At 62.1% G+C, this 21,017-nt stretch carries 18 protein-coding genes; 9 read left to right on the top strand and 9 right to left on the bottom strand.

Features of this window, described 5'->3' with window-relative positions:
* Nucleotides 1-148: 148 nt before the first annotated feature.
* The 5 genes from HMPREF2822_RS04320 to HMPREF2822_RS04300 all read right to left on the bottom strand — a co-directional run bounded on the left by HMPREF2822_RS04320 (nucleotide 149) and on the right by HMPREF2822_RS04300 (nucleotide 8,859).
* Complete coding sequence (locus HMPREF2822_RS04320; protein WP_083306811.1) at nucleotides 149-1,177, bottom strand: HNH endonuclease signature motif containing protein; 1,029 nt, start codon at nucleotides 1,175-1,177, stop codon at nucleotides 149-151.
* Nucleotides 1,178-1,259: 82 nt separating this feature from the next.
* Complete coding sequence (locus HMPREF2822_RS04315) at nucleotides 1,260-3,293, bottom strand: M3 family metallopeptidase (RefSeq protein ID WP_070521420.1); 2,034 nt, start codon at nucleotides 3,291-3,293, stop codon at nucleotides 1,260-1,262.
* A gap of 52 nt (nucleotides 3,294-3,345) precedes the next feature.
* On the bottom strand, nucleotides 3,346-4,704 hold the full coding sequence (locus HMPREF2822_RS04310; protein WP_070521418.1) for a PepSY-associated TM helix domain-containing protein: 1,359 nt from the start codon (nucleotides 4,702-4,704) through the stop codon (nucleotides 3,346-3,348).
* A 312-nt stretch (nucleotides 4,705-5,016) separates the two neighbouring features.
* Entirely contained in the window at nucleotides 5,017-6,495 is a 1,479-nt protein-coding gene (locus HMPREF2822_RS04305; protein ID WP_070521413.1) for an RNA-binding domain-containing protein, read from the bottom strand.
* A gap of 180 nt (nucleotides 6,496-6,675) precedes the next feature.
* Nucleotides 6,676-8,859, bottom strand: a complete 2,184-nt coding sequence (locus tag HMPREF2822_RS04300; RefSeq protein WP_070521410.1) for an NADP-dependent isocitrate dehydrogenase — start codon at nucleotides 8,857-8,859, stop codon at nucleotides 6,676-6,678.
* A gap of 182 nt (nucleotides 8,860-9,041) precedes the next feature.
* Between HMPREF2822_RS04300 and HMPREF2822_RS04295 the strand changes: the two genes are divergently transcribed.
* The 6 genes from HMPREF2822_RS04295 (at nucleotide 9,042) to HMPREF2822_RS04270 (ending at nucleotide 14,430) form a co-directional block, all read left to right on the top strand.
* Nucleotides 9,042-10,277, top strand: a complete 1,236-nt coding sequence (locus HMPREF2822_RS04295) for an MFS transporter (RefSeq protein WP_198530955.1) — start codon at nucleotides 9,042-9,044, stop codon at nucleotides 10,275-10,277.
* Nucleotides 10,278-10,287: 10 nt separating this feature from the next.
* On the top strand, nucleotides 10,288-11,187 hold the full coding sequence (locus tag HMPREF2822_RS04290; RefSeq protein ID WP_070521404.1) for an exodeoxyribonuclease III: 900 nt from the start codon (nucleotides 10,288-10,290) through the stop codon (nucleotides 11,185-11,187).
* 64 nt (nucleotides 11,188-11,251) lie between these two features.
* On the top strand, nucleotides 11,252-11,443 hold the full coding sequence (locus HMPREF2822_RS04285) for a hypothetical protein (protein ID WP_049157254.1): 192 nt from the start codon (nucleotides 11,252-11,254) through the stop codon (nucleotides 11,441-11,443).
* 48 nt (nucleotides 11,444-11,491) lie between these two features.
* The gene (gene trpS, locus HMPREF2822_RS04280; RefSeq protein ID WP_070446415.1) at nucleotides 11,492-12,526 is read left to right on the top strand and encodes a tryptophan--tRNA ligase; all 1,035 of its coding nucleotides are present in this window, start codon (nucleotides 11,492-11,494) and stop codon (nucleotides 12,524-12,526) included.
* Between the two features lie 74 nt (nucleotides 12,527-12,600).
* Nucleotides 12,601-13,683 (top strand): YhjD/YihY/BrkB family envelope integrity protein, encoded by a 1,083-nt coding sequence (locus HMPREF2822_RS04275; protein ID WP_070521401.1) that lies wholly within the window; start codon nucleotides 12,601-12,603, stop codon nucleotides 13,681-13,683.
* A 6-nt stretch (nucleotides 13,684-13,689) separates the two neighbouring features.
* Complete coding sequence (locus HMPREF2822_RS04270) at nucleotides 13,690-14,430, top strand: RDD family protein (protein WP_070521398.1); 741 nt, start codon at nucleotides 13,690-13,692, stop codon at nucleotides 14,428-14,430.
* On the opposite strand, the gene HMPREF2822_RS04265 is transcribed toward HMPREF2822_RS04270, so the two are convergent.
* Nucleotides 14,405-15,625 (bottom strand): D-alanyl-D-alanine carboxypeptidase family protein, encoded by a 1,221-nt coding sequence (locus tag HMPREF2822_RS04265; protein ID WP_070446409.1) that lies wholly within the window; start codon nucleotides 15,623-15,625, stop codon nucleotides 14,405-14,407. The genes HMPREF2822_RS04270 and HMPREF2822_RS04265 overlap by 26 nt on opposite strands.
* Nucleotides 15,626-15,664: 39 nt before the next feature.
* On the opposite strand from HMPREF2822_RS04265, the gene HMPREF2822_RS04260 reads away from it, so the two are divergent.
* A complete protein-coding gene (locus HMPREF2822_RS04260) occupies nucleotides 15,665-16,549 on the top strand; it encodes an amidohydrolase family protein (RefSeq protein ID WP_198530952.1) in 885 nt (294 codons plus the stop codon).
* A gap of 3 nt (nucleotides 16,550-16,552) precedes the next feature.
* On the opposite strand, the gene HMPREF2822_RS04255 is transcribed toward HMPREF2822_RS04260, so the two are convergent.
* From HMPREF2822_RS04255 to HMPREF2822_RS04245, 3 genes are read right to left on the bottom strand one after another with little or no spacing between them, the layout of a single operon-like run.
* A complete protein-coding gene (locus tag HMPREF2822_RS04255; protein WP_070446405.1) occupies nucleotides 16,553-17,791 on the bottom strand; it encodes a hypothetical protein in 1,239 nt (412 codons plus the stop codon).
* An 11-nt stretch (nucleotides 17,792-17,802) separates the two neighbouring features.
* On the bottom strand, nucleotides 17,803-18,669 hold the full coding sequence (locus HMPREF2822_RS04250; RefSeq protein ID WP_070446404.1) for a C40 family peptidase: 867 nt from the start codon (nucleotides 18,667-18,669) through the stop codon (nucleotides 17,803-17,805).
* The gene (locus HMPREF2822_RS04245; protein ID WP_070521391.1) at nucleotides 18,669-18,953 is read right to left on the bottom strand and encodes a hypothetical protein; all 285 of its coding nucleotides are present in this window, start codon (nucleotides 18,951-18,953) and stop codon (nucleotides 18,669-18,671) included. Before HMPREF2822_RS04245 ends, HMPREF2822_RS04250 begins: the two co-directional genes overlap by 1 nt.
* Before the next feature lie 61 nt (nucleotides 18,954-19,014).
* Between HMPREF2822_RS04245 and upp the strand changes: the two genes are divergently transcribed.
* Nucleotides 19,015-19,650, top strand: a complete 636-nt coding sequence (gene upp / locus HMPREF2822_RS04240) for a uracil phosphoribosyltransferase (RefSeq protein ID WP_010189385.1) — start codon at nucleotides 19,015-19,017, stop codon at nucleotides 19,648-19,650.
* 118 nt (nucleotides 19,651-19,768) lie between these two features.
* Entirely contained in the window at nucleotides 19,769-20,950 is a 1,182-nt protein-coding gene (locus HMPREF2822_RS04235; protein WP_070446401.1) for a M20 family metallopeptidase, read from the top strand.
* Nucleotides 20,951-21,017 lie beyond the last annotated feature (67 nt).

Here is a 21,017-nt window from a genome sequence, read left to right as displayed (position 1 = left end):
GATCAGTTCCATGAGGTAAGTCGGCACGCCGAAGGCCCCGCGAGGAAGTGATTTCCTGCGGGGTTCGGGACAATCATGCACCTTGCCCGGCTATACGTTGCCAAGATGAGTGCTGCCAAGGTGGGCGCGGTGGCTAGTTGAAGGCTGGCTAGTTGAAGGCGCTGGTGAAGACCGGCGCGGCGTCGTATGGCGGGATCCATGCCACCCGCCCGCCGACGCGATCCATGCGGCCGCGCGAGGGCGGGGCATCGGGGTCGTCGTCGTTGACCCCGTTGTGGTACGGACACAGCGGCACCAGGTTGAGGATGTTGGTGGGCCCGCCGCGGGCCCAAGCCTTAATGTGGTGGATTTGGCACTTCTCAAAGGGAACCTTGCAGCCCTCCCAGGCGCAGCAGGGATTCTCCGCGGCCAAGGCAAGACGCTGCTTGGCGGTGGCGAAGCGCTGGAAGCGGAAGACATCGAGCGGACCGTGTTCGCGGCTGACCGCCACGATGATCCCCTTGTCCAGCAAAGCGCGCTCCACCAGCTGCGATCCGGTCATCGTCGAACCACTGGTCGTCCGGACGATGAACTCCTCGCCGTCCTTCTCCGTATTGCCCTTGAGCAGCTCGGCATAGTCATCGAGCTGCAGGACCGCCATGGTGGCAAGCTCAGTCTTGATGCCACCGCCCTCCAGGTTCTCCAGGAAACTCTCGCCGGGGCGTTCCTGGTCGATGCCTTCGAAGACGCCGGTCAGCTGCAGCGAGTCCGCGGTGACCGTGAGCGTGGCAAGGCCGTTGCCATGCTGGGTGAGCTTGGCGCGCTCGGCATACGTGCGGGGCTTACGCATCTGACGCAGGCGCTTGCGAGCTACCTTTTCCACCAGCTCCGCGCTGGTCTGGCACAGCTCCACGCGCAAATCCCATGCTTTGTTGTGGTCCCGAACTTTGGCCACGAAGTGCTCGATAAGCTGCAAGGTCACCAGCCCGTGTCCCCGCCGGCGCGCGGCTTCCACGGCCGTGCGCTGCTTCTTCGTCGATGAGGTGTGCCCGAAGTAGGTGTGGTGGAGGGAGAGGAACACGGTGGCGTCGGCAGGCGCGGCGCCGAGGGCCACCAAGTCAGATTCAGACAGGCCCGCGCACTCGGCCACCAGGTCAATGGCGCGGCCGAGGGCGGCGAAGTACGTCTGCAATCTCATACCCCGCAGCCTAAAAGCGCTCCATCCCGCCGCCAAGCCCCCAACTCGCCATTTGACGAAATCTGTGGATAACTAGTCGGGACTAGGCGCCGGCCAGGCCGCGGCGCTTGAGCAGCGGCGCGACGTCCTTGTCGCGGCCGCGGAATTCGCGGTAGGCCTCCGTGAAGTCGCGGGATGCGCCCTTCGACAGGATCACGTCGCGGAACTTTTGGCCAGCCGCGCGCAGGTCGGTCTGCTCCTTGAACCACTCGAAACCATCGGCATCGAGTGCCTCGGCCCAGAGATAGGAGTAGTAGCCCGCGGAGTAGCCACCGGCAAAGATGTGGTTGAAGTACGTCGAGCGGTAGCGCGGGGCGATGAGCTCGTTGTCCAGCCCGGCCGCGCGTAGGGCCTCGGCTTCAAACTCGGCGACGGCCTCCGGGGTGGCCTCCAACTTGGCAGCCTCGGCAGCACTCAGGGAATGCCATGCGAGGTCGATGATCGATGCCCCCAGATACTCCGAGGTGGCGAATCCCTGGCCGAATTCGGAGGCGGCGGAGATGGCAGCGAGAAGCTCGTCCGGAATAGGTTCGCCGGTCTCCACGTGGCGGGCGTATTCCTTGACCAGTCTCTCATCGAGCGCCCAGTTCTCGTTGATCTGCGAGGGGAACTCCACCCAGTCGCGCGGGACGTTGGTGCCGGCGAAGGTGGGGTAGCGGACGTCGGAAAGCAGGCCGTGCAGGGCGTGGCCGAATTCGTGGAAGACGGTGCGGACCTCGTCCATGTTTAGCAGCGGCTGCGAGCCGTCGGCGGGCTTGGTGATGCCCATGACGTTGACGATGACCGGCTTGCGCTCCAGCAGCCGGGATTGGCCCACGAACTCGCTCATCCACGCGCCGCCGCGCTTGGTGGGGCGCCCGAAGTAGTCAGTAAGAAGAAGGCCGATCCCCTTACTCTCGTGATTGACGTCTCTGTCAATCACCTCCCAGACGCGAACCCCCTCCGCGTAGCCCTCGAGGTCATCGCGTGGGGTGACGGTGATGCCGTAGAGGCGCTCGGCGGCGGCGAAGACACCCTTCTCCAGGACCTGGTCCAGCGGGAAGTACTTGCGCAGTTCTTCCTCATCGAGGGAGAAGTCGCGGGCGCGGACCTTGGATTCCCAATAAGGCCAGTCCGCGGCGCTAAAACCTTGACCGTTAAGCGTTGCTTCCTCCGCGAGGAGTTTCTGCTCGCCTTCGGCGTTGGCCGCGGCGGCGGGGGCGAGGTCGAAGAGCATGGTGCGGGCGGCGTCGGCAGTCGCGGCGGTTTCCTCGGCGATGACGTAGTCGGCATGCGTGGCAAAGCCCAGCAGCTCGGCGCGCTCGGCGCGCAGCTGGACGGCCTCGATGAGACCCGGGATGTTGTTCTCGGAGCCTCTGCTTGCCGACGCCCCATACAACCTCCCCCTCGCATCCTCCCGCGCCAGACGGCTCAGCTCGGACTGCACGGTCGGCAGCTCCAGCGGGATGACATAGCCCTCGCGGCCTATCGCCTCGGCGTCGGCCTTGGCGGAGGCGATGCGCTCGGCGGGCAGGCCCTCGAGTTCTTCCTCGGTGAAGGAGACCGCGCGCTCGCGGGTAGACGCCATGAGGTTGCGGCCGAATTCTTCAGAGAGCGCGGAGAGGCGCTGGTTGATCTCGGACAGGCGGGCCTTGCCAGCCGCGTCGAGGTCGGCGCCCTTGCGGGCAAAGGTGCGCAGGAGGTGGTCGTGGAGGCGCTGGCCTTCGGCGTCGTCGGCAGGCGGCGTGGCCTCCTTGATGCGCGCGTAGAGCACCTCGTTCTGGTAGATCGCGTCATAGTGCGCGGACAAGCGCGGGTAGATGTCGGCGGCGATCTCCTCCATCTCCTCGGTGACGTCCGTGCCGGAGAGGTTGCCAAAGACCGCCATAACGCGGTCGAGGTCCTGCCCGGAGCGCTCGAGCGCCTCCACCGTGTTTTCCCACGTGGGGGCGGCGGGGTTGTCGGTGATGGAGGCGATCTCGGCGTCGTGAAGCGAGAGTGCCTCGTCGAAGGCGGGGCGGTAGTGCTCGACCTTGATCTTCGCAAACGGCGGGAGCTGGTAGGGCAGCGTGGAGGGAGTCAGCAGTGGGTTAGTCATAAGAAACTACCGTACCTAATAAGCTCCGCCCTATGTGATCGCTTTCACTAAACTATCCGACCGGGACCGGCGTGCGTTCCTTGCGCTGGGTTGTGGCACGGTTCACCAGAATGACATCGAGAACCAGGAAAGCTGCCAAGGTGATTCCTAAGAGCGGCAGGAAGACTCCGACGGTGGCGGCGAATAGCGCGCCCAGTCCTGTGGCGGCCCAGGAGAAGTGGGCAGTCGGGAGGAAGCGCGGGCGGCGTTTCCACCACATGTAGTAGCCCAGCACCACCAGCGCGGCGGTGGCGAGGCCCAGTGCGAGCAGCGCGATCTGCAGTGGAAGGCCAAACATGATCCCCATGTGCAGGTAGGTTCCCCAGCTGCTGAGTTTGCTAAACAGCGGCAGGCTGGAGAAAGGCTGGCGGTCGATGACCTCGCCGGTGGTGCCATCTACCGAAATTGCATCGGAGGTGGTGCGCCATTCTACCCAGCGTTCGCTGACCTGCCAGGCGGAGTGGGCGTCCTCTGGCGGGTACAGGCGCAGCGGTCCGGTCAGTCCCTCGGCGCGGCCGGTGGCGAGGACACGCTCGGCGTCGGCAGCCACGCTCGCGCTTGCCGACGCCCCATGCCCCTCGTGGCCTTCATGCCCGGTGTGCTCATGCGTTTCAGCGGTGGTGCCGTGCAGGGCGGTGTTGATGGGAGTGGCTTTCCAGTGCATGCGCTCGACGAGGGAATCGACGTTCCCTCCGGCCAGACCGGACCAGGTGATGCCGGTGGCAGACAAGCCGAGAAGGCCGATGAATATCCAAGCCCCGACGGTGGAATGCAGGCGGGTGGCCTTCCAGCGGGCAGAGCGCTTAGGCTGCTGCTGTGCGGCGTTCGCGGTTGCTTTGTTCTTCGGGCGGCGGCGAATCCACCACATGTAGAGGCCTCCACAGGCCATGACCCACAACCACGAAGCGGCTAGCTCCGAGTAGAGCTCACCGACCTTGCCCAGGTGGAAGCTTTCGTGCAGGGAGGAAATCCAGCGGCGCAGCGGCATCTCGCCTAGGCCCGAGTAGGTGGGGTAGTCCCTGATGACCTTGGCGGTTGCGGGGTCGATGAAGACGGTGCGCTGCAGGCTCTCGTCGATGCTTTCATCGGAGACCAGCACGCGCGTGGAATCCGTCGGTGTCGTGGCCGGCCAGACCTGCGTGACCGGCATGTCGGGGTGTTCCTGCTGCGCGGCCTGGATTTGTTCCTCCAAGCTCAGCGGATTCTCCACGGTAGGCACCGTCAATACGTCGTGGTAGACCACTTTCTCCAGGGAGGGCGCCACGGCATAAAGACAGCCGGTCAATGCCGCGATGAGGATGAAGGGGCCGACGAACATGCCGCCATAAAAGTGGATGCGTTGAATGAAGGATCGCAGAGCCGTCCGACTCATAAGTAGTGCTCTTTCGGGGTCTATTGATTAGGGCCTCTGCTGAACGTTCGCGGGGCGTTCAGGAGGGGCGATGGACAGGTGCTGATATCAACTGCACTAGTAGTCGGAGGCGAGGGTTTCTCGGTTCCCAGGTATTGAAAAACTTTTTAACTAACTGGGGTCCTCGGTGCTCAAAGGATGAAAATCCCGCGAGATAAGGCGCGAGAAGCAAGAAACAGTCAAGAAAAAATCTTCGCAGCTCAACGGGTAAAAATAGCGTCGCGGAGTGCTGTTTTAGGCCTGTTTGTGGTTAATGAAGCAAGAAAGCGATCCCTATTCGCTCCAGAACGGAACATAGCGCAACGAACGCGGACCGGCGTTGGGATCGTAGGCATGGATGAGTCCTTCCTCGACGGTGGCGGCAAGCAGGCGTGTGGCCTGAGCGGCTTGTGAATTCTTCAGCCCGAAGCGCTGACGGATTGAGGAATTGTTAACGGGGAGGTTCTCGAGGAAGCGAAGGCAAGCGTGTTGATAGACGGCTTGGGTCTTTTCTTCCATAGTCATCAGCGCAAAGGGGCGGTAGGCGCTGAGGGAGACGGTGGTACTTCCGTTGGCGCGAATGAGAGCAGGTGGGAAGTGCTCGGCTTCGAGTGAAGAGACGATTTTATCCCAGCCACTTCCGCGTTGCTCGACAAAATGCGCCAGACGTAAAGCTTCACCGAGATGGGTATTGCGTGTGGTGGACGCCGAGTCAATGAACCGTTGGGGGTCGATAAGCGGGGTGCCTGGGTTGGTTACTTCGACCCGATCGCTGAAAATCTCCACGGTTAAGAACCGGCCACGCTGTTCAAGATCCTGGTGCATGAGCGCATTTGCTAGCACCTCGCGGAAGGCTACCGTTGGCAACAACGGAGTCACTACGCGCTTACCACTGGAATCAATATGTTCGCCACCTGGACGAATGGTGTTGAAGAGCGTGACTATGTGGGTGAAGGAAGACGCATAGCCTTCGGTGAATTCCCATTCTCGTTCCACCTCCGTGCGTGAAGGACCGTTGAAATGTAGGACGCGGGGAGCGCGCCCGCGCAGCTCCGGAAAGTCCTGAAGAGAGCGCGCATACATGAGCGCGGACCAAGCCGGAATATGCCAGCCTTGCTCGTGTGAGTAGGAGATGGCTTTGGCGCTCCTCAACGTGTCGATGAGGGCGGCGCCTGTCGTATGTGGGAGTTCCGGTCTATTAAGGAAGAAAGCCTCAGGATCAAGCAGGTCGGTAATCGATTCGGGCTCAAGGCCCTCGGCCACTACTGTGTTCTCAAATTCGAACTGGTTGAGTTTTTGCCAGAGCTGACGTTCCTCATTGGGAAAGTCCATGAGGTTTTTCATGTAGCTGCCCTTGCGGAAATACCGCTTCCCTTCGAAGGAATACGGGGCGGACAATGCGGCGGGGATGCGCAGAAGCACAACGAGATGTCCATCAACCGTGATCTCGTCGAAGGTCAGTTCAGGGGCTGGGCTAATGACGCGGTTGAGCCAAGGAAGGAGATCCTCGTTTCCCTTCCCTTTGGTGAGCTGCCAATTAAAGGTCGTCCCGACGATGGTTCGGTCGTCGTTGACACCCCACACGAGATATCCCGCAGGCTCATCATGCAGGCGCGCCGAATTTCCCAAGGCGCAAGCATATTTCGCAATCTCCGCGCCGGAGGATAGCTTGTTTACCTTGAACTCGAGCCACGGTAGCTCAGCCGGAAGCGTTGTAAACCGTTTCACGCGGGCTACAAGTTGTTCCTCAGGCGCAGTATTGATGGGAGTCATGAGTAAAAGTATGCGCGAGAAGCAAGAAACAGTCAAGAAAAAGTCTTCGCAGCTCAACGGGTAAAAATAGCGTCGCGGAGTGCTGTTTTAGGCCTGTTTGTGGTTAATGAAGCAAGAAAAGACCGCCTCGAACTCCGGGGAGGAGACGAAGCGGTCTTTTGTTAAGCGCCTAGCGCAGAATTACTTCTTCAGGCCGTCAATGATTTCGTTGAAGGCAGCGACCGGGCGCATGGTCTGGTTGAGCTTCTCCTCGTTCGGGGCGTAGTAGCCGCCGAGGTCGACGGGGGAGCCCTGGACGTCGAGAAGCGCCTGCTCAATCTCGCCAGCCTTGGCCTCGAGGGCCTCAGCAACCGGCTTGAAGGCCTCGGCCAGCTCGGCGTCGTCAGTCTGCGCAGCCAGCTCCTTGGCCCAGTTGAGGGTCAGGAAGAAGTGGGAGCCGCGGTTGTCGTTCTCGCCTACCTTGCGGGACGGGGACTTGCCCTCATCCAGCAGGGTCTCGGTGGCCTTGTCCAACGCTGCGGCCAGCACGCCAGCCTTGGCGTTGCCGTTGGTGTTGTGCTCGTGGCGGAAGGACTCAGCCAGGGCCAGGAACTCACCGAGGGAGTCCCAGCGCAGGTGGTTCTCCTCCTGAACCTGCTGGACGTGCTTCGGAGCGGAGCCGCCGGCACCGGTCTCGAACAGGCCGCCGCCAGCCATGAGCGGAACCACGGACAGCATCTTCGCGGAGGTGCCCAGCTCCAGGATAGGGAAGAGGTCGGTGTTGTAGTCACGCAGGACGTTACCGGTCACGGAGATGGTGTCCTCGCCCTTGCGGATGCGCTCCACGGAAATCTTGGTTGCGGTGACCGGATCCTCGATGGAGATGTCCAGGCCCTCGGTGTCGTGATCCTGCAGGTACTTCTTGACCAGCTCGATGAGGTTGGCGTCGTGGCCGCGCTCCGGGTCGAGCCAGAAGATGGCCTTCATGCCGGACAGGCGGGCACGGTTGACAGCCAGCTTGACCCAGTCCTGGATCGGGGCGTCCTTGGTCTGGCAGGCGCGCCAGATATCGCCAGCTTCCACGTCGTGGGAGATAAGAGCCTCACCCTTGGAGTTGCGAACCTCAACGGTGCCCGCAGCCGGCACCTTGAAGGTCTTGTTGTGGGAGCCGTACTCCTCAGCCTTCTGTGCCATGAGGCCGACGTTCGGGACGGTACCCATGGTGGTCGGGTCGTAGGCACCGTTAGCCTTGCAATCCTCGATGACAGCCTGGTAGACACCGGCGTAGGAGGAATCCGGGATGACGGCGAGGGTGTCCTGCTCTTCGTCGTTCTTGTTCCACATGTGGCCGGAGGTGCGGATCATGGCCGGCATGGAGGCGTCAATAATGACGTCAGATGGAACGTGCAGGTTGGTAATGCCCTTGTGGGAGTTGACCATCGCGAGGTCCGGACCCGCGGCCAGCGCGGCGTCGAAAGCGGCCTTGATCTCAGCACCGTTCTCCAGCTTGTCCAGGCCCTCGTAGATAGCGCCCAGGCCGTTCTCGCCATTGAGGCCAGCGGCCTCGAGCTCCTCGCCGTACTTCTCAAAGACATCAGCGAAGAAAGCGCGCACGACGTGGCCGAAGATGATGGGGTCAGAAACCTTCATCATGGTGGCCTTGAGGTGAGCGGAGAAGAGAACGCCCTCTTCCTTGGCGCGGGCAACCTGTGCCTTGAGGAACTCATCGAGTGCCTTGGCGGACATGAAGGTGCCGTCGATAACCTCGCCCTTGAGGACCGGCAGCTTCTCCAGCAGGGTCTGCTCGCCCTCGGCGGTCTTCAGAACGATGGAGAGGGTGTCCTCCTCCGGCATGATGACGGACTTCTCGTTGTGGCGGAAGTCGTTAGCGTCCATGGTGGCCACGTTGGTCTTGGAATCAGCGGACCAAGCGCCCATCTTGTGCGGGTTCTTCTTAGCGAAGTTCTTGACTGCAATCGGGGCGCGGCGGTCGGAGTTGCCCTCACGCAGAACCGGGTTCACAGCGGAGCCCTTGACGGCGTCGTACTTCTCCTGAGCCTCTTCGTACTCCGGGAGATCAAAACCGGCTGCCTGCAGCTCAGCGATGGCCTTCTTCAGCTGCACCAGGGAAGCGGAGATGTTCGGCAGCTTAATGATGTTGGCTTCCGGCGTCTTGGCCAGCTCGCCGAGCTCAGCCAGGGCATCGGAGACCTTCTTGTCACCAAGGCGCTCCGGGAACTGGGCCAGGATGCGGCCGGCTAGGGAAATGTCGCGGGTTTCCACCTCGATGCCTGCGGTGGACGCGAAGGCCTCCACGACTGGCTTGAAGGAGTAGGTCGCCAGCAACGGCGCCTCGTCGGTACGGGTCCAGATAATCTTTGCCATGGTTCTCCTAAAGAAGTTGAAAACTGTTCAACCTCACAGGATACCTGTCTTATTTTCTCGCGGTGCCGGTCCCCCTGTGACTCGCACCACCAGTGGGGGAGGTCTGTGTATTTGGCACAACCTTTCCGGCTGGACTTACGAGCAACGCGGCGAGAGTACTAAGGTCTGCCCCCGTGAAACCGATGAATACCAGTATCCAACGCCGTCCCGTCCCGCGCCAGACGGAAATCTCCGCGACGCGCCGCACCATCGTGATGATCGCCATGGCGCTGGGTGCCTTCGCCATCGGCACCACCGAGTTCACCTCGATGGGCCTGCTGCCACTCATCGCGGATGATTTCGGTATTACGGAAGACACGGCGTCGGTGGTTATCGCCGTCTATGCGCTTGGTGTCGTCGTGGGCGCGCCAGTGATTGCGGCGCTCACGGGCAAACTTCCACGCCGCCGACTGATTATCCTGCTCATAGGCTTTCTACTCGTGGGTAACCTGCTGACGGCCCTGGCCCCGAACTACGGTGTTCTGCTGGTGGCGCGCTTCATTGCGGGTCTGCCGCATGGCGCATACTTTTCCGTAGCTAATCTGGCGGCGGCCTCGATGGCCCCACCGGGCAAGCAAGGTTTTGCCATGTCGATGGTGGGCATGGGCCTTTCCGTTGCCACCGTGATCGGTGTACCGGCAGCCCAAGCCCTAGGCCAGGGACTGGGCTGGCATTCGGCCTACTACTTGGTCGTGGTCCTTGCAGCCTTAACGATGGTGCTGCTCTTTTTCCTCTTCCCGCACATGACGCGTATGCCGGAAACGGATATGTTCACCGAGCTCGGCGCGTTGAAGAACAGCCAGGTCCTGCTCACCGTGTTCCTCGGCACCGTCGGCTTTGGCGGCATGTTCGCCGTCTACACCTACATCACGTGGACCATGACGGAGGTCGCCGGCATGGATCCGAACCGCACCTGGATTGTGCTCATGGCCTATGGCATCGGTATGACTGTCGGCAACGTCGCTGGCGGTGCACTGGCGGACCGAAACCTGGAATTTGGCATCATCTTTGCTCTCATTTGCATGGTCGGTGTGTCCGTGGCCTTCTACTTCCTGGCCCACAACGCTTGGGCGGGCACGAGTGCCTTTGGTGTCTTGGCCTTCTTCGGCTCCATCCTCGTTCCTTCCCTGCAGTTGCGCTTGGTGAACGTGGCGGGGGATGCGCAGACCCTCGCGGCGGCCTTGAACCAGTCGGCCCTCAATATCGCCAATGCGGCGGGTGCTGCTATCGGCGGTGCGGTCGTGGGCGCAGGTTATTCCTATAACTCCACCGCCCTCGCTGGTGCGGGGTTGGCGGTGGCCGGCTGCATCACCTGGGTTATCACCATGTGGGACAAGCGCCGCCGCGGCCCTTCCGTGAAGATTATTGAACAGAGTTAGACTGGCCGGCATGAGTTTCACCATCGCCTCCGTCAACGTTAACGGCATCCGCGCGGCCTGCAAACAGCGCAATGAGAACAACCCGGGTATGAACGCGTGGTTGGAGACCACGCCGGCCGACGTCGTCCTCATGCAGGAGGTGCGCGCCAACCCCGAGCAGACCCAGAAGGCCCTGGCCCCAGCCCTGGAGGCCGGATGGAACCTGGTGCAGGCCGAATCCGCCGCCAAGGGCCGCGCGGGTGTGGGAATCCTATCGAAGCACGCGCTTGGCGACGTCGCCGTGGGCTTCGGCTCCTTCGCCGAATCCGGCCGCTTCATCGCCGCCACCGTGGAAGGCGTGCGCGTGGCCTCTTTGTATCTGCCCTCCGGCGATACTGATTCCCCGAAGCAGGATGAGAAGTACCTTTTCTTGGATGAATTCTCTGAAGTTTTGGATGAGATGGCCGCGACGTATCCGGAGTCTGTTATCGGCGGTGATTGGAACATCTGCCACCGCGCCCAGGACTTGAAGAACAACAAGCCCAACGAGAAGAAGTCCGGACACTTGCCGGAGGAGCGAGCCTTCATGGACCGCGTTTTTGGCTCTTTCCCGGATGATGAGCCCCAGGAGAAGAAGGGGCTTGGGGACTGGCTCGGCGTGGTGGACTACGAGACCAAGACCGCCTGGGAGGCGGCCAAGGATCCGCAATGGTTTGACGTCGCCAGGCGCCTGCACCCGGAGGCCGAGGGGCCCTATACCTGGTGGACCTACCGCGGCCAGGCTTTCAACAACGACGCCGGGTGGCGCATTGACTATCAGGCTGCCACGAAGGCCATGCTGGAGCGCGCGCAGCGCACGTGGGTGGAGAAGGCGCCGACGGTGGAGGAGCGCTGGTCCGATCACTCTCCGCTTCTGGTGGAGTACAAGTAGCCCACGCCAAGTAGTGGTACGATAATCCCGTCTTAACGTCCTTTCTATTTCGCAGGAGATGCTCATGACCCGCGCAATCATCTACTTTGTCCTCGGCGCTATTCTGCTTGCCCTGGGTATCTGGTGGTGGACCATCGTCGGACCGTCCTTTGCCTTCCTTGGCCCGATCGTCCTCCAGGGCGTTGGCGGCGCGTTCATGGTGGCCGGTTTTGCCGTCATGATGGACGTCATTAGCCCGACCTCCCGCAAGATTTAATCGACGCAGCGCCTCCCCGGCGGAGGCGGCAGAGTAGAGTGATCAACCATGACTGACTCCACTTCTGCATCGACCTCCGCTTCTCGAGTCCTCTCTGGCATTCAGCCCACGGCGGACTCCTATCACCTGGGTAACTACCTTGGAGCGCTCAAGCAGTGGATTGACCTGCAAGACTCCCACGAGGCTTTTTACTTCATCCCGGACCTGCACGCCATCACGGTGGAGCAGAATCCGGAGGAGCTGCGCCACCGCACCGTGGCGGGCGCCGCGCAGCTCATCGCATTGGGTATTGACCCGGCGAAATCCACCCTCTTTGTACAATCCCACGTCCCCGCACACGCGGAGCTGACGTGGGTTTTGCAGTGCCTGACCGGCTTCGGTGAGGCCTCCCGCATGACCCAGTTCAAGGACAAGTCCCTCAAGCAGGGCCAGGACCGCACGTCCGTGGGCCTTTTTACCTATCCCGTCCTGATGGCCGCGGATATCCTCCTGTATTCCCCGCACTATGTGCCGGTGGGGGAGGACCAGCGCCAGCACCTTGAGCTCACCCGCAACCTGGCGGAGCGCTTCAACAACAAGTACGGCGAGGTCTTCCGCGTGCCGGAGGCCTTCATTCCGGAGGGCTCGGCCAAGATTTATGACCTGCAGGAGCCAACGGCCAAGATGTCGAAGTCGGGCGCAAACCCGAAGGGCATCGTAAACCTGCTCGATGCTCCCAAGACCTCCGCCAAGCGCATCAAGTCCGCGGTGACCGATGACCTTGGCGTGGTGGCCTTTGACCGCGAGAAGCAGCCCGGTGTGTCCAACCTGCTGGCCATTCAGTCCGCGCTGACTGGCGAGAGCATCCCGGACCTCGTGGACAAGTACGAGGGCCAGGGCTATGGCCACCTGAAGGTGGACACGGCGGAAGCACTTGAGGCTTTCACCACTCCGCTGAAGGCTCGCTACGACGAGCTCATGGAAGACCGCGGCGAGTTGGAGCGTATTTTGGCCAAGGGCGCCGAGCACGCCACGGAGATTGCCACCCCGCTCGTGGACAAGGTCTACGAGGCGGTGGGCTTTCTCCCCGCGCGTCGCGGCTGAGTTGGCTAGCATGATGAAGACTGTGTAGAGGATTCTGTAACTTATTTCTGTAATTCATAAAAAGGGGAAAGCCTGTGGCGCCAACGACTCAACCCGATGAGAAGAAGACCGATGATTACGGCATCGAGCGTGCTTATGCCGATGAGCCGGGAGCGGTAGATAAGGTCCGCGAGAAGTCCGGTTTTATCGACCACATCATGAAGATGCTGGATCGCTACGGTAGCCAAGGCGGCAACCAGTTCGCGGCCGGAATTACGTATTTCTCGGTTCTTGCTATCTTCCCCATCTTCATGCTCACGGTGGCAGCCATCGCCACCGTGTTGGCCAATCGCCCCGATCTCATGCAACAACTGGAAGAGCAGATCGCGAACGCCGTGTCGGGCGATCTGGGGGATTCGATTACGGAGCTTCTCCATACCGCGATTGAACAGCGCGGTGCGATGTACGGCATCGGTGGCCTCACCACCCTGTGGTCTGGGCTCGGCTGGATGAATAACCTGCGCATCGGCATTTCGGCGATGTGGATGCAGGATCCGACTGACGCCCCGGGCAACTTTGTGACCAAGAAGCTCAGCGACCTGCTGGGGCTCATCGGCCTGCTCGTGGCCATGGTTATCGCCTTCGGCGTGACGGCGGCGGGCTCCTCCGGACTGACCCAAAAGATCTTCGAGTGGGTTGGTATCGAGTCCTTCCCAGGAATGGGAACGGTGCTGGTTATCGCCGGCATCGTGATCGGTCTCATCGCTAACTTCCTCGTCTTCTGGTGGATGGTGGCTTTCCTGCCGCGCACGAAGGTGCCCACCAAGTCTGGTCTGAAGGGCGCGGCTATCGGCGCTGTGATCTTTGAGGCCATCAAACAGCTGTCCACCGTCATCATGTCCTCCGCGGCAGGCAACCCAGCCGGTGCCGTGTTTGGCCCGGTGATCGTCCTCATGGTGGTCATGTACTTGGTCTGGCGCGTCGTGCTCTATGTTTCCGCATGGACGGCTACTACTGAAGAATCTCTCGAACTGCTGGTTCCGCCGGTTCCGGATCAGGCAGTCATCCGCGTCCGCAACGAGATCCGCCAGGGCCCGAACACGGGCGTGACCTTGGGCGCCGGTGCTGCCCTTGGTGCGGCCGCCGCGGGTGCGTGGGCCCTGCTGCGGCGAAAGTAGGGCGGGATGCTACCAGCGTCTTTTGCCCCGAACCTTTATGCGCACTTCACCCTGGATTCGCGCGCGACCTCACGCGAGCTCAGCGTGCAGCTAGCGGCTGCTGACGCCCACCTCGAAGGCCTCGGCTACCTCCCCGAGGACTCCGAACGCGAGGAACTCGCCGTTGCCGCCCGCATTCTCTGCGAGCCCTCGTCCCGAGCCAGCTATGACCAAATGATGGAATCAGGTGCTCGGCTCACGTGGGCGCAGCTCGATGACTACGCCACTACCGGCCGCTGGGGCGAGAACCATCATGCTGCCACACCCGCCGCGCCTGTTCAGGACGCCCCGCGCGCTACTCCCGGTACCCGAGTGCTTTTGGCCGTCATCGACTACGTCATTGCGGCGATTGGTGTCTCCCTCTTGCTAAGCGTCGGGGTGTACAACTCCACTCTCAATGAGGTCTGGCTCACCAGTTTCTCGGGGATCATCACGGTGGCCTATTACATCTGCTTCGAAGTCCTAGTTGGGGCAACGCCGGCGAAGCTGATAGCTGGATACACGGTGCGCGATGTCACCACCCACAACAAGCTCACCTGGCAGCAGAGCATCAAGCGCAACTGGTGGCGCGTGGCCTCCCTCGTGCCGCTCATCGGCCCGCTCATTGCCTTCTTTGGTGCCCTGTACGTGGTGACCACGATTGGTCCGAAGAATGCGCTGCGCGGCCAGCACGACATTATGGCTAACGCCGAAGTAGTGAAAAAGTAGCAACCACTACGACCAGGAGAGCGACGAGCCCTGCCACGAGCCACCCAATCCAGCCCTGCGAGTCCCCAAAGGATGAAGACCCCGCAGTCGCCTCCGGGGTGGCGGGCGTGGACGGCGTGGTAGGAGCCGGGGTGGTTGGTGCAGATTCCGAGGGCTCCTCTTGTCCAGCCGCGAAATCATCCACAAGCCCTACGCCATCGCCGGGGCGGACGTCGGAGGCTTCGTCGAGAAGCATCTGCGCCTGCTCCCAAGCGCGGAAACCATGCTCGACGGTTGTATCGAGGAGGACCGCCTGCAGGCGGCGCCCGCCGCGATTAATCGCGCCGACGAAGGTATGGTGCGCGTCCTCGGTATAGCCCGTCTTGCCGCCGATACCGTCCGGGTCGTTGAGGAAGAGCCCATTGTCGTTCCACAGCTCATAACCGGGCATGTCACCCCAGCCGGGAAACTCCACGTGCTCGGTATCGACGATGCGCGCGAAGGTGTCGTTGGCAAAAGCCGCGCGGTAGATCAACGAGATATCCGCCGCGGACGTCGACATGCCTGCCGCGTCCAAACCGGAGTAGCTCGCCGCCACCGTCGAGCGCGTGCCAATCTCCTGTGCCTTCGCGTTGACTTTCTCCAGCGCCTTCTCATCCCCGCCAACAGCCTGCGCGAGGGCGTGCGCGGCGTCGTTGCCGGAAGCCATGAGTAGACCCTGTAAAAGCTGCTCCACGGTATAGACACCATCGGGGCCGAGGCCGACGGCGGAGCCTTCGACGGAGGCGTCGTCAAGCGTGGCGGTGATGCGCTGGTCCAGGGGCAGCTCTTCGATGACCACGAGCGCCAGCAGCGCCTTGATGATGGAGGCTGGGCGGTAGCGCCCGTTGGGATCCTTCATGGCGATGATTTCGCCAGTATCCAGGTCGCTAACCATCCACGCCGAAGCCACAACGTCCTTATTGACCCGAAAACCGCGCGGGGCTGTCACACCGCACGCAGCGCCCTCAACCGCGGGAAGGGGAGTGGGCGCTTCCTGGCCAGGTGCCAACCTCTCAGAGGTGGTCGTCGGTTCCTCGGGAACAAGGGAATGCGGGCAGGAGTCGGTATCCGGCGCGGTGGTGCGCGTGGGCGATGAGGACTCTTCCTCTTCTGCAAACGCGGGCGGCGTCGCGGCCAAGGCGAGGGCAGTGAGGATCGCGGGGACATGTTTCATAGCGTGCTTAATCCTAGACCGCGTCCTAGGATGATCCTCATGCATGACGCACCTCTGATTAGCCCCGAAAATAAAGACTCCGGCGCTGAGATTTTCGCCGGCCTGCCCAAGGTGACGCTCTTGGCGCCGTTGCCCACGGATGCTTCCACCCCAGAGGAGCTCCGCGCGGCCACGCACGCTGTTGTGCAGGCGCTTGCCAGCGACCACGTGGTCTACGCCGAGCTCCGCCTGCGCCCCAGTGCTTTCTCCTTCGGTGCCGCCGAGGCGCTCGCTGCAGCGCGGGAAGGACTCGACGTTCCCGGAATTGATGCTCGCCTCATCGTTGAGGGCGATGCCAATAGCTGGGATGTAGGCGAAGGCGTTGCCGGTGCTGCGCTGACAAAGTTGTCTGCGGCTGAGAAGCTCCGCGCAGATTTCATCCCGTGGGAGCGGGACGTTGCCTCCTATGAGGATGCCGTGGTGGCTGTGCAGGCGGGTGCGACACGCCTTGTGCACGCCACTGATCTTGTCGATGACTTCAGCGCTGATCTCGACGGCGTTCGCCCTGGCAAGGCATCCGCGTGGGTGCGGGATCGCCGCATCGCGTTGACCTTCGCGCCGCTGGAGGAGCTGCCCGCAGAGGAGCTGGCTGACCATCCTCTGCCGCTGCTGCAGCAGCTTGGCTTTACCTGCACCGTGGCAGGCGAGAAGCTCAGTGACGTTTTCCTGGCCCTGAGCGAGACCTTCGGCTATGGGCTGGAGGAGTTCTTCGATCTCACTATCAAGGCGATTGAGAACTCTTTTGCCAGTGAAGAAGACCGCCAGCGCCTCATCGAGCAGGAAATCCTACCCGCCTACGAGGAGCTAGCGGATCCGGAATTCGCGGAAGACGCTTCTGATGTGAACGCTTCCGAAGCGGAAGAAGACAGCGAGTCTTCCGAGTAAAAACTAGAAGCGGGAGAAGCGCTTCGTCAGCATTTCCTCCAGGCCCTTCCAGGACTCCGCGTGCTCGGTGTAGGGCTTGGAGGGCACGTAGCCTGCGTGCTCGGTGGAACCCAGCATGTAGCCCAGGTAGTCCTGGAAGCGCGGGTTCTGCAGCATGTAGGAGTTGATGGAGTCATCCCCGGCCCAGTCGGCGGCATCTGCGCAGACCTCGTAGCAACGGCTCATCTGGTCCGTATCAACGGATTCGGGGCCCTTTTCAATATCGCGGACAATGCCGTAGAAGCTGTACTGGTTATCCGGGTGAACGGTGACCTCGAGCTCACCAGCGTTCGCTGCGGCAACGACTTCCTCCCAGGTGGATACCTTTGCTAGGTCGTGGTCATCGTTTTCCATGATCCAGCGCACCAGCACCTTGGAGCTGGGGAAGGTGAAGATTTCGCCCCACTTGCCCAAGAAAACCGGCTTGCCGTCGAGGTAGGTGCGCAGGGTGTAGACCGTCCTCTGATCGGCGGTGATCTTCACCGGGTCGATGCCCGCGGCTGCCCAGGGGGAGCTGTCATAAGGATCGGCGGATTCTGCGGCGGCCTTGCGCTCTTCCTCGGCCTTCTTGCGGGCTTCCTCTGCTGCTTCGCTGGCGGCGGAGATGCGGGTGGCGGCGTTGGTGGTTGCATCCTGGGTGAAGTCAGAGGAAGGAACGACCTTGACCACCTTGTCGAGGTCTTCGATGACCGAGCGCCAGTTGCTGTGGATAACGCGGCCCACGCCGGACCACTCACTCATGCCCTGTTCACCGGCGTAGTGATCGGCTCCGCGGGCAGGGTTGCGCAGGATGGAGTGCGATGCGAAGAAGATGACGGTGTGTTCCGCGGCGCAGACCTCCGCTAGTGCCTGTGCAATCTCCAGGCAGCGTGCGACGGTGGACACGTTCTCGTGGCTGGGGCGGCCGGCCAGGTGCTTCGGCATGCCGATGAGGTCGTAGACGCGTTTCTTTTCTGGCACGACACGGTCCGCCGCTTGGGAATTAAAGGCTTCCCACTTCGGGTGGTCGAGCAAGTCGTGCTTCGTGCCGGATTCGAGGAAGCAGAGCATCTCGGCTTCGGTGTTAAAGAGCAGGACGGATTCGTCGTCACCGAGAAAGGCCTGCCACTCGGAACCGTTCTGGCGCCACTTTGGCGCCCATAGGGTATAAAAATCGCCCTCAGAAAGGGAGAGCTTGATGGGGACAATAGCGCGGGTGTTCATGGGCAAATAGTCTACCCTGTGGGCCTCCAGAAGCCTTTGAAAGCCATCCCCATGTTGTTGGTGCGCAGTGGATTGGTTTGCACGGGGCTGCCGGCCTCCACCATCTGCCCGTCACCGGAGTACATGGCCACATGCCCATCCCACACAACGAGGTCGCCGGGCTGCAGCTCATCCGCGCTCACCTGGCGGCCCACGGTCTGGCTTTCAGCGGTGCGCGGCAGTTCCACCCCAGCCTGGCGCCAAGCCCATTGGGTTAGCCCCGAGCAATCGAAGCTGCCGTTGCCGGTGCCGCCCCATCCATAGGGTGTGCCCAGCTGGGAGAGTGCGGCTTGCACCGCGGCCTGGCCTTGCGCGCTTCCTTTGCTATCAGAGGACGAGGACGTGGTCAGCGCGTGGCGTGCTCCGCCTTCCTCCTGCGGACCGCGCACTGAAGGGCGCACCGCGCGTTGTGCAATGGGCACGAGGGGCGCGGCCGCCTGAAGGAGCTCCCCGGCCAGCTGCTTTACGCGCAGCATCGCCTTGCCGACGTACTCCATTGCCAAGGCCTGCAAAGCCGAGCGGGCTGCGGCCTGTGTGGCTGGGTTGGGGATGAGCAAGCCCAAGGCTAAAGGCAGTCCGCGCTGGAGCAGCTCGAATCCCAGCCCGATGAGGTCCCTGACGGCCGCCGAGATGAGCCCGCGCGCGGAATCTAGCGCAGAGCGCGCCGTGGAAAGGTCCTCGGTGGCCTGGCGTGCGGTGGCGAAAAGCGCCCGCGGATCTCCGTGCGCTATCTCCGCTAAGGGCCCGGCAGCAGTGAGATCGGGCACAGTGGGCAGGGAGACATCGGGAAGCTGTGCCGGCTGCATCCGGGCGATGTGAGCGAGTGCTGACTCCAACATCACAGACCTCCACAGGCGCTAGCAAGAGCACCGTCAGCGTCCTCGGCCTCGCGGGCCATGCGGAAGCTGGAGTCCGCCACAGCTCCGGCATCCGCCCTGACCTGGGCAAGGCGGGCAGCGAGGTTTTCCATGGCGGAGTTAAATGCGCCGGTGAAGCCACCCAGAACGGAATCTATAGGTAACGCAGGAGGGGGAGTGGCGGAGGCTTGGGAGACGGTGGCCAGTTCGTGTGCCAGCCGGCGGGTGTATTCGGTGTCAATAGTGAATGTGTCAAAGCTAGTCATGCCTTTTTAGACTGCGCCGCCCGCTGATCGGTTCCCGGCGGATTCTTATACAGTGAAGGGCATGGATATCCACGTAGTAGACCACCCCCTCGCCGCCTCCCGGCTCACGCTGATGCGTGATGCCCGCAGCGATAACACCGCTTTCCGTGCCGCCCTGCGAGACCTGGGCACCATGCTGGTGTATGAAGCAGCCCGTGATTTGCCCGTCGAGCATTTTGATTGCGTCACTCCCGTCGCCACGGCGGAGGGCACCCGCCTGCAAAACCCGCCGATTATCGTGCCCATCATCCGTGCTGGTCTGGGCATGATTGACCCGGCCCTGTCCATGATTCCGGATGCCCAGGTCGGCTTCATCGGTATGGCGCGAGATGAGGAAACCCACGAGCCGGTGCCTTATCTGGAGGCCCTACCGGAGGATCTCAGCGGCCGCAGCGTCTTCGTGGTTGACCCGATGCTCGCCACGGGTGGTTCCCTCCTGCACTCCCTGAAGCTCCTTGCGGACCGTGGCGCTACCGACATCACGGCGATTTGCATGGTCTCCGCCCAGCCGGGCGTTGATGCGCTGGCTAACTCGGGCTTGCCAGTTCGCTTGGTCACCGCAGCGATTGATCCGGCCCTCAACGAGGACGCTTATATCGTGCCGGGGCTGGGTGACGCCGGCGATCGCCTCTACGGCCCCCGTAATATCGACCTGTAGCGAAACCGTCGGTCAGGGCAGACCGCTCAGTATATCTAGCGTGTGACCTGCCCGGCTAACTGAACCGCATGGTCTAGTTGTAGACTCTTCCCAAGAGGAAACCACGGAGGAGGAAGCAGTGATCTCGGACTACGTCAGTGAGTGGTTCAGCAACCACCGCGCGGAGGTCATCGCGTGGCGCCGCCATATTCACCGCCACCCGGAGACTTCCAATAACGAGGTGGAAACCACCCGCTTCCTGTCCCGCACCCTGCGCGAGTACGGCTTGGAGCCGCATCTTTTCCCCGAGACCGGCCTCATGGTGGACATCGGCCCCGATACGGAACTCGGACGCCTTGCCTTCCGTGCCGATATTGATGCGCTCCCCGTCACCGAGGTTACCGGCCTCGAGTACACCTCCGAGGTCCCCGGCGTCATGCACGCGTGTGGGCATGACATACACACCACCATTGCGCTGGCCACGGCCTGCGCCCTGGCGGACCTTAATCGCGAGCATCCGCTAGATTTCGGTGTTCGTGTCATCTTCCAGCCCGCCGAAGAAGTCTGGGTAGGCGGCGCCACCGATGTCATCGAGTGGGGTGCACTCGAAGGCGTGAACTCCATCTTTGCCGTGCACGTCGAACCAAAGCTGCGCGTCGGGCGTATCGGCGTTCGCGCTGGGGCGATCACCTCCGCGACCGATGTTGTGGAAATCAACGTCTCCGGCCCCGGCGGGCATACCTCGCGCCCGCACTTGTCGGCGGACGTCGTCTATGCGCTGGGCAAGCTGCTGACGGACCTGCCAGGTTTGCTCTCACGCCGCGTCGATCCGCGCACCGGCACCGTCTTGGTCTTCGGCCAGGTGAATTCCGGCTATGCCCCGAACGCGATCCCTGAGACCGGCTCTGTGTCTGGCACTATGCGCACGGCAGACATCGGAATCTGGCGGGATATGCAAACGCTCTTCTCCGAGTTGGTGGAACAGGTGCTAGCGCCCCTGGGTGTGGAGCATGAGCTGGTCTACCACCGTGGGGTTCCGCCCGTGCTTAACGACGACGTCTCTACCGCCCTCCTTGCCAGCGCTGCCCAGGCCATTGACCCGCAGGCTGTGGTTCAGGCGCCGCAGTCTTCCGGCGGCGAGGATTTCTCGTGGTACCTAGAAAAGGTGCCCGGCTCCATGGCTCGCCTTGGCTGCTGGTCCGGTGAAGGCGAGCAGCATGATCTGCATATGGGTGATTTGGCCCCCGATGAGCGAGCCATCGGCGTGGGCGTCAAACTCTTCGGCTCCGTGGCGGAGCAGTTTGCCAACGTGGAGGATTAAGCGCCTAAGCACTACACTGTGACAAGGATTTCCCAGAGTTCTTATAGGCAGAATTTTAAAAAAGGAG

The organism is Corynebacterium sp. HMSC062E11, from assembly GCF_001811845.1.
In the GTDB taxonomy this organism is placed as follows: Bacteria; Actinomycetota; Actinomycetes; order Mycobacteriales; family Mycobacteriaceae; genus Corynebacterium; species Corynebacterium hesseae.
This window is presented reverse-complemented; position numbering and strand designations above follow the sequence as displayed.